We start from the raw sequence: 6,589 nt of genomic DNA, 5'->3' as shown, positions 1-6,589 counted from the left end.
CTGAGCCTGTATCAGGATTCCCTGTCCACTATCCGGAATAATTTTTTTAATGTGTCTGGCTCATGGGAAAAAATCGGAAATTTGAATACAGGAGTCTGGCTGACGAATGGATCCCATGATAATTCCGTAAGAGACAATAAAATCGGATTCTGCGAATTGTATGCTATCGGACTTCAGGACGGAGCTGTACGAAACAAGCTGAGCAGAAATTTAGTAACTGGCAATGATTTTACAGGAATATATTTAAGCTTAGGTACTAATAATAATATTTCTGCGCCTGTTATTACAGCAGCTCTTTCGGATAAAGTGGAAGGCCATGCTGGGCCGGGAAATGTTATTGAAATATTTAATGATGAGAACGGCCAGGCAAAAGAGTATATCGGTAAAACAACTGCTGATAATGCAGGCAATTTCAGCCTTAATCTGTCGTCAGTGCCTGCTCTTTCCAATATTACTGCAACTGCAACTGATGCAGACAGCAATACGTCTGCCCTGTCTGGTCCAATGGAAATAAGCCAGACCAGCATTGAATATCCTGCAGTGATATCGGAGCGCAGATACTACTTGAGGCAGAACTTTCCAAACCCGTTTAATCCCTCAACAACAATATCATTCGGTCTGGCACAGAGCGGGCCTGTTGATATACGTGTTTATAATTTGAGAGGGGAAGAGGTTGCACTGCTTATGCATAAAAATATTACTTCAGGAACTCACAGGGTGGTTTTTGACGGTTCGTCTCTGCCTACAGGAGTTTATCTTGTACGGCTCTGTGCGGGAAAATTTGAGAGTATAGTAAAAATATTATTGGTGCGGTGAAGCTGCAGGGGGAGTGGTCAGTCGCTTTTGCTCTTTCAGAATGACGGGTTGTTGGCTTGTCATGCCCGTGAAAACGGGCATCCAGAGGTGGTGGGTGATTGCATGCATTTGTGATTAACCCATCCTCCCCCTGGTTTTTCCTCCCGATTCTGGCTATCATATTTTTTTTAAAGAGAATCGGGCTCAAACAGTTTGTCCTGATTCTCGGGACGTTCGTTTTTTAACATTTTTTTAACGGAAATTTTCAGATGCCGGTAAAATATCTATGTCGTATTCCTTTATACCCTATACCTATTTCAGGACGGGACAGTCTTTTAAACTTCAGAAGGATTGTGGGGCAGAAAAACCTGAACAGTTGTGCCTGTGCCCGGCTTGCTCTGAATTGTAATGTTTCCGTTATGGGCTTCAACAATCAATTTGCATATTGAGAGGCCCAGGCCTGTACTGCTGCCAAACCTGGTTCTTGATTTATCTGTCCGGAAAAAACGATCGAATACAAATGGTAAATCTTCTTTTTTAATTCCTATGCCTGTATCACTGACAGCAATGGCCATCCCTTTTTCATGTTTAGATAAAAGAACCTCTACATTCCCGTCTTTACCTGTGTATTTTATCGCATTATCAATCAGATTTGATACAACCTGCCTTATTCTGTCTCTGTCTATAAAAATATTATCAATCCCTCTTCCTGATTTGTATTCAACAGTAATACCCTTTGTATATGCAGCGCTTTTAAATGCGTCCACAACTTCTTTTACAAGCTTGTCAGGCCTTGTGCTTTTTAATTCCAGAAAATTTTTATCCGAATCTGCTTTTGAAAATGTAAGCAGATTTTCAACAATTTTATTCATCCATAATATTTCCGAAAGTATATCATTAAGTTTTTCTTTGTATTCCCTGTTTGTTCTGGTACGGCGCAGTGTAACTTCAATTTCTCCTCTTATAATTGTCAAAGGTGTTCTTAGCTCATGAGAAGCATCTGCAGTAAACTGCTGGATTTTATTTACGCCCTTCTCTAATCTGTCAATCATGTCGTTAAAAGTAGTTGTGAGCCTCCCCAGTTCATCGTCAACTCTTGGTGCGGGAAGACGTTTGTCCAGGTTTTGGAGTTCGATTTCTTTTGCTGTTTTCGTAATTTTTGCAACAGGTGTCAGGCTGCGTTTTGCCATGTACCATCCGCCTGTGCCTGATAAAAGCAGTACTATTGGTATAAGCCAGAATAACAGATGCCTTATGCGTTTTAAAACCTGCGCAACATATTTTGTTGACTGCCCTATACAGATCGAGTAGACATAAACTCTCCCGTGATCGTGGTGTCTGGACCGGATAGATACTGGTATAGATACTATATTGAACGCAGAGCCTTGTCTGTCATAGAACCTGCCGAGCCTATCCTCGGGAATTTTGTCTTTTATTTCAAGATGATAGGGGAAATTGGGTGATCTGAATACAGTTTCTCCCCGCCGGTCAGTTATTTCAAAAAAGATCCCTTTCTCAGTAAAATTCAGTTCTTCCCGTAATTCATATTTGAGATGCCTTATATAAAGGCTTCCGTCTCTTATCCGCATAATTTCGGAAACCTGTTCTCCGCTTTCCTGGAGCAGGGTTTTTTGCTCGGAATAGAGTTCTCTGGAAACAAAGTAGTAGGATAAATATCCGAACAGAAGAAGAGCCATTAAAAGTACTGCAGTGTTCCACAGTGCAAGGCGTACAACTATGGGGAATTTAATCTCCATCAGAAACCTCCAGTTTGTAGCCGAAACCGCGGACAGTATGAATCAGGGGTTTTTTAAACGGGATGTCTACTTTTTTTCTCAGTCTGTTAATATACACATCAACAATATTGGTCTCCTTTTCAAGATCAAGCCCCCAGAGTTTTTCTTCAATTGTAAGACGGGACAGAACGCGGCCGTAATTTTCTGCCAGCAGACAAAGGAGCCGGAATTCATGCGGTGTTAAATCTATTGCTTTTCTGCTACGTTTTACCGTGTGGCTTTTTTCGTCGATTTCCATGTCTGCAGCTTTAAGTAAGCCTGAAAAGACGGTTCTGTTCCTGCGTGCCAGAGCTTCAATACGGGCGAGGAGCTCGTCAAATGCAAAGGGTTTAATCAGGTAATCATCTGCACCGAAACGAAGCCCCTTAACTCTGTCTGAGACTGAATCCTTTGCTGTCAGAAGCAGAACAGGAGTGTTGTCTGTATTTTCCCTCATTGATCTGAGCACAGAGAGGCCGTCAAGTTTTGGAAGCATTATATCAAGAATGATTACATCATATTTTCCGGCTTTCAAAACATCAAGAGCTGTAATTCCGTTTGATGCTGTATCAACACTCCATCCTTCTTCTTCCATGCCTTTTTTTAAAAAGCCTGCAATCTTTTCTTCATCTTCTACAATTAAAATACGCATAAACCTGCCCCAATTGTGCAGTGATTATTTTTTTATATCCTGACTCCGTATCTCAACTTAAGCAGCAGCTGGTTGGAATCCCGGTACCACCTGTCTGTAATAGATTTTGCCAGATTGTGATTGTAAACAATGAACAGATCTCCGAGAGGTGAAAATATCCAGCGCAATTTTGAATTTAAACCGACAGTCTGGCTTTCGTTATCATACTGCAGAAATCCGCTTAACTGCAGATCGGGAGAGAAATTTATTGAAAGGCGGCACGCCACAAGCTGCTGTGTAAAATTTCCTTCCTTTAATCGTCCGTAATTAAATTCGCCGGAGATACCTGCATTTACAACAGGGGAGGGGTTTATTGACATTCTCAGTTCTATCTGATCCAGCGTGCCTGTATAAAACTTCCCGAACCACCATGTAACCTGGCCGCTGATTTTACGTTTCGCAGCAAGGCCTCCTTCAAGACGAAACCTTGTCCAGTGATAATGCCCTGGGGATATTGTTACGTCATCTGAAATCTCAAAAGGCTCATCCAGTTTTTCCCCCTGCGGAATAATGTTAAACTCAAACCGGTCGCCGCTTTCAAGCCGCCAGTTTACAGGCGCCATAAAAAGCCGATAGCTTTCCCATTCATTGTCAGTATTGGTTACCAGCATTGGGAAACATTCATTAAACATCTGGCGTACCAGTGGCCAGGAGGGGCGGGGGCTGTATACTAAGGAACCCTGCCAGATATTGACTCCGGTGCGCGGAACAAATCCCAGTGACGGCTGAAAATTGTCGCCTATTTTTTTGTATGTAAGGGAGATATTCCAGAGGTTATTCGGATAATCCACTTTAAAGCCGTAAGAACTCTGTACAGCTTCCATATCCTGCCTGTGGTTCCACAATCCCCAAAGGCCCACAAGGAAATTTTTCTTTCCTCTGAATTTTGAGGTTTTATACGTAAAGTCAAAGCCTGCGAGCCAGCTCTGATCCAATCCGCTGGGATATCCTGCTGTGGCGATAATTCCCACTGACGATTCTGCAAAAATATTCTGTTTTACTCTAACTACTCCCATTGTTGAAGATGGCGCTACATCTGCCAATTTTCCTGTAGTTACAATAAGAGCGCCTATATTTGTATTTCCGACCCTGCCCTGTATTTTGCCTCCTGCATTAATGGGAATCTGCTGTCCTTCGAGAAGCCCTATTTTTCGGCTGAAAAATGGAACGATGTCTCTGCGAAGCCCCAACCCAAATTCAAAAATATCTGAGCCTTCGAGGAAAAAAGTTCTTTTTTCAGGAAAGAACAGGGGGAAACGTGTAATATTGGTTCTGCGTGCGTCAACTTCGGTTTCCGCAAAATCAGTATTAATTGTGAGAGAGGCCTGCAGATTGGGCCCGATTTTTTGCGAAACATCAAGGCTTAAATCTTTGGTGAATTCTACGTCTGCACCGGGTTCAGGAACTCCTGCGCCGGTGACAAAAGAGGGCATAATACTCAATCCCAGGCCAATATCGAAGACGGGCAGTCCTTTAAGCACTCCTGCCTGACTGATTTGAGTAATACTGTAGTCCTGGCTTGCGCCTGCCCATCTATCAGTTTCCTGAAGCCGTTGAATACGGCGCTCCACGTTAAAGCCCCAGGATGTCAGCCCCTTTTTAAAATTAAGGCTTTTTACAGGAATTTTAATTTCCGCAGACCAGCCGTGCTTCCCTATAAACGTTTTTGCTTCCCAGGCTGCATCCCAGTTGCTGTTTTCACCATCCTTACTGTTTGAGATCAGTGCATCATATCTGGCGCCGTTTGGATTTACTGCAAAAATATAACCGGACCTCCCGTTCATAAATGTATCAAGAACCAGGCGGATATGATCCTCGCTTCGGAGTCTGGAATCTTTTGCTTTTGAAAAAGCCACGATTTTATCAGGGTTATTATCAAGGCAACGGAACCCGAAAACTAAAAATTTAGAGTTGGCAAGAACCTTTATAATTGTACTATTGGAAGGTTGTTTACCTTCAAAAGGCTCTGTCATTGTAAGTGCGGATATGGAATCTGCCTGATACCAGGCTTTTTCACTGAGCCTGCCGTCTAATTCAAAGGATTTGGGAAGGGTACTGACACGAAGGGCAGATTTCTGGCCTGCCAGTAAAGATATGGCAGTACTGAAAATCAGAAGAAGGGCTATTATACTGCTCCGAGTGATAGCGGGAATGAATCGCATTATAAAATTCCTTTTTTTAAGTATCCGTAAGTTGTTACAGAAAAATACAAATTCAAGATTAAAATCAGATTAAAATAAAATATTTTTCTGCTTAGATAAAATAATATTCTGCTTTAAAAATCCAAGAAATAAACCCCCGAAGTCATTAGGGTATTTTTCTGTACTGTATCAAAACTCTGGTTGATATCCTTTCCCGTAATGTGCGTCAATATTCAAAATTGCACACAAACTTTATAAGATTGTTTTTTCCGGCAAACCCGGAATCGCAGTTGCAGGATTGTGGTTTATGATGCAGCAACGTACAAAAGATAGAAATTTTATTAAGGGCTATCTGTCTCTTATATGTAAAAAATATTTTGTAGAGAAACATTATTTTAGCGGTTATGGCGATCATAGGCATGCATCCGGAACGAACCATGCGTCTGCTACGAAGTCTGTTTTGTATCTTCCCATGAACTGTTTTGATGCATTTTTATATGCAAATCCGATACAAGCTTAAAAATGTAGATTCCTAATGTTAAAAAATTGAAAATCGTCCCAACGATAATTATATCCCATGGCATGCTGACTCTGTATCTTTTACCGTGAATTTCAAGATTGTTGAACCAATCTTGAAAAATAATAGCTACAAAAAAGGGTGCGCCGCCGAACATCGAAGAGATGCCAAGAACTCCAAGCATGTAAACTTTTTTTGCATTGTCGTTGATGTAATCAATAATTGATCTGAAATCGTTTTGAAAAAGTGCAGCACCTATTGTAAATCCGTTGAGCGTTGTGCTTGTAACAAGCATATTGATAAATACAAGAACAGCAATGCCTGCCGGAAAAGGAAAGAAAAAAACTCCAGTTCCAATGATTATCATTTTGAGGGTCGTTGTATAAAGATGATGGTAAATCATACTGAATAGAAGCGTGTAAAGATATGACCCGACTGTAAAAATTGAAAAAGGGATAAAGAATGCCCATCTGTTTTCAAATTGAAGCTTGTCGCCATTTATCTCAATCCTCTCTGCAATGTACCCGAATATTTTTTTCGGCCCTGAAAAAAGGCCTATTATAAAGGTTGAAAGTATTGCTGTGATGGAAAACCGCAGGAAGAGTTCGGTACTTGACAGGGGAAGAGGGGTAGTTTTTATTTCATCTGCATCAGGCAGGATTGATCCCCT

5 protein-coding genes are annotated in these 6,589 nt (G+C 41.4%); 1 reads left to right on the top strand and 4 read right to left on the bottom strand.

Annotated features, from left to right (window positions below; genetic code table 11):
* Positions 1 to 816: T9SS type A sorting domain-containing protein (locus J7K93_06700; protein MCD6116684.1), on the top strand; the 816-nt coding region annotated here is incomplete at its 5' end.
* Between the two features lie 314 nt (positions 817 to 1,130).
* Here the strand turns inward: J7K93_06700 and J7K93_06695 are convergent.
* The 4 genes from J7K93_06695 to J7K93_06680 all read right to left on the bottom strand — a co-directional run.
* The gene (locus J7K93_06695; GenBank protein MCD6116683.1) at positions 1,131 to 2,552 is read right to left on the bottom strand and encodes a HAMP domain-containing protein; all 1,422 of its coding nucleotides are present in this window, start codon (positions 2,550 to 2,552) and stop codon (positions 1,131 to 1,133) included.
* Positions 2,542 to 3,222 (bottom strand): response regulator transcription factor, encoded by a 681-nt coding sequence (locus tag J7K93_06690; GenBank protein ID MCD6116682.1) that lies wholly within the window; start codon positions 3,220 to 3,222, stop codon positions 2,542 to 2,544. The genes J7K93_06695 and J7K93_06690 overlap by 11 nt, the downstream gene beginning before the upstream one ends.
* A 32-nt stretch (positions 3,223 to 3,254) precedes the next feature.
* Complete coding sequence (locus tag J7K93_06685; GenBank protein MCD6116681.1) at positions 3,255 to 5,423, bottom strand: carbohydrate binding family 9 domain-containing protein; 2,169 nt, start codon at positions 5,421 to 5,423, stop codon at positions 3,255 to 3,257.
* Between the two features lie 425 nt (positions 5,424 to 5,848).
* The coding region (locus J7K93_06680) for a hypothetical protein (GenBank protein ID MCD6116680.1) at positions 5,849 to 6,589 on the bottom strand (741 nt) is incomplete at its 5' end.

This window comes from bacterium (assembly GCA_021158245.1).
Lineage (GTDB): Bacteria > Zhuqueibacterota > QNDG01 > QNDG01 > QNDG01 > QNDG01.
The sequence above is the reverse complement of the archived record's forward strand: the minus strand, read 5'-3'. Positions and strand labels throughout refer to the sequence as shown.

Coding starts and splice junctions, on each gene's coding strand:
- J7K93_06695 (MCD6116683.1), bottom strand. CDS start 2,552: ATGGAGATTAAATTCCCCATAGTTGTACGCCTTGCACTGTGGAACACT.
- J7K93_06690 (MCD6116682.1), bottom strand. CDS start 3,222: ATGCGTATTTTAATTGTAGAAGATGAAGAAAAGATTGCAGGCTTTTTA.
- J7K93_06685 (MCD6116681.1), bottom strand. CDS start 5,423: ATGCGATTCATTCCCGCTATCACTCGGAGCAGTATAATAGCCCTTCTT.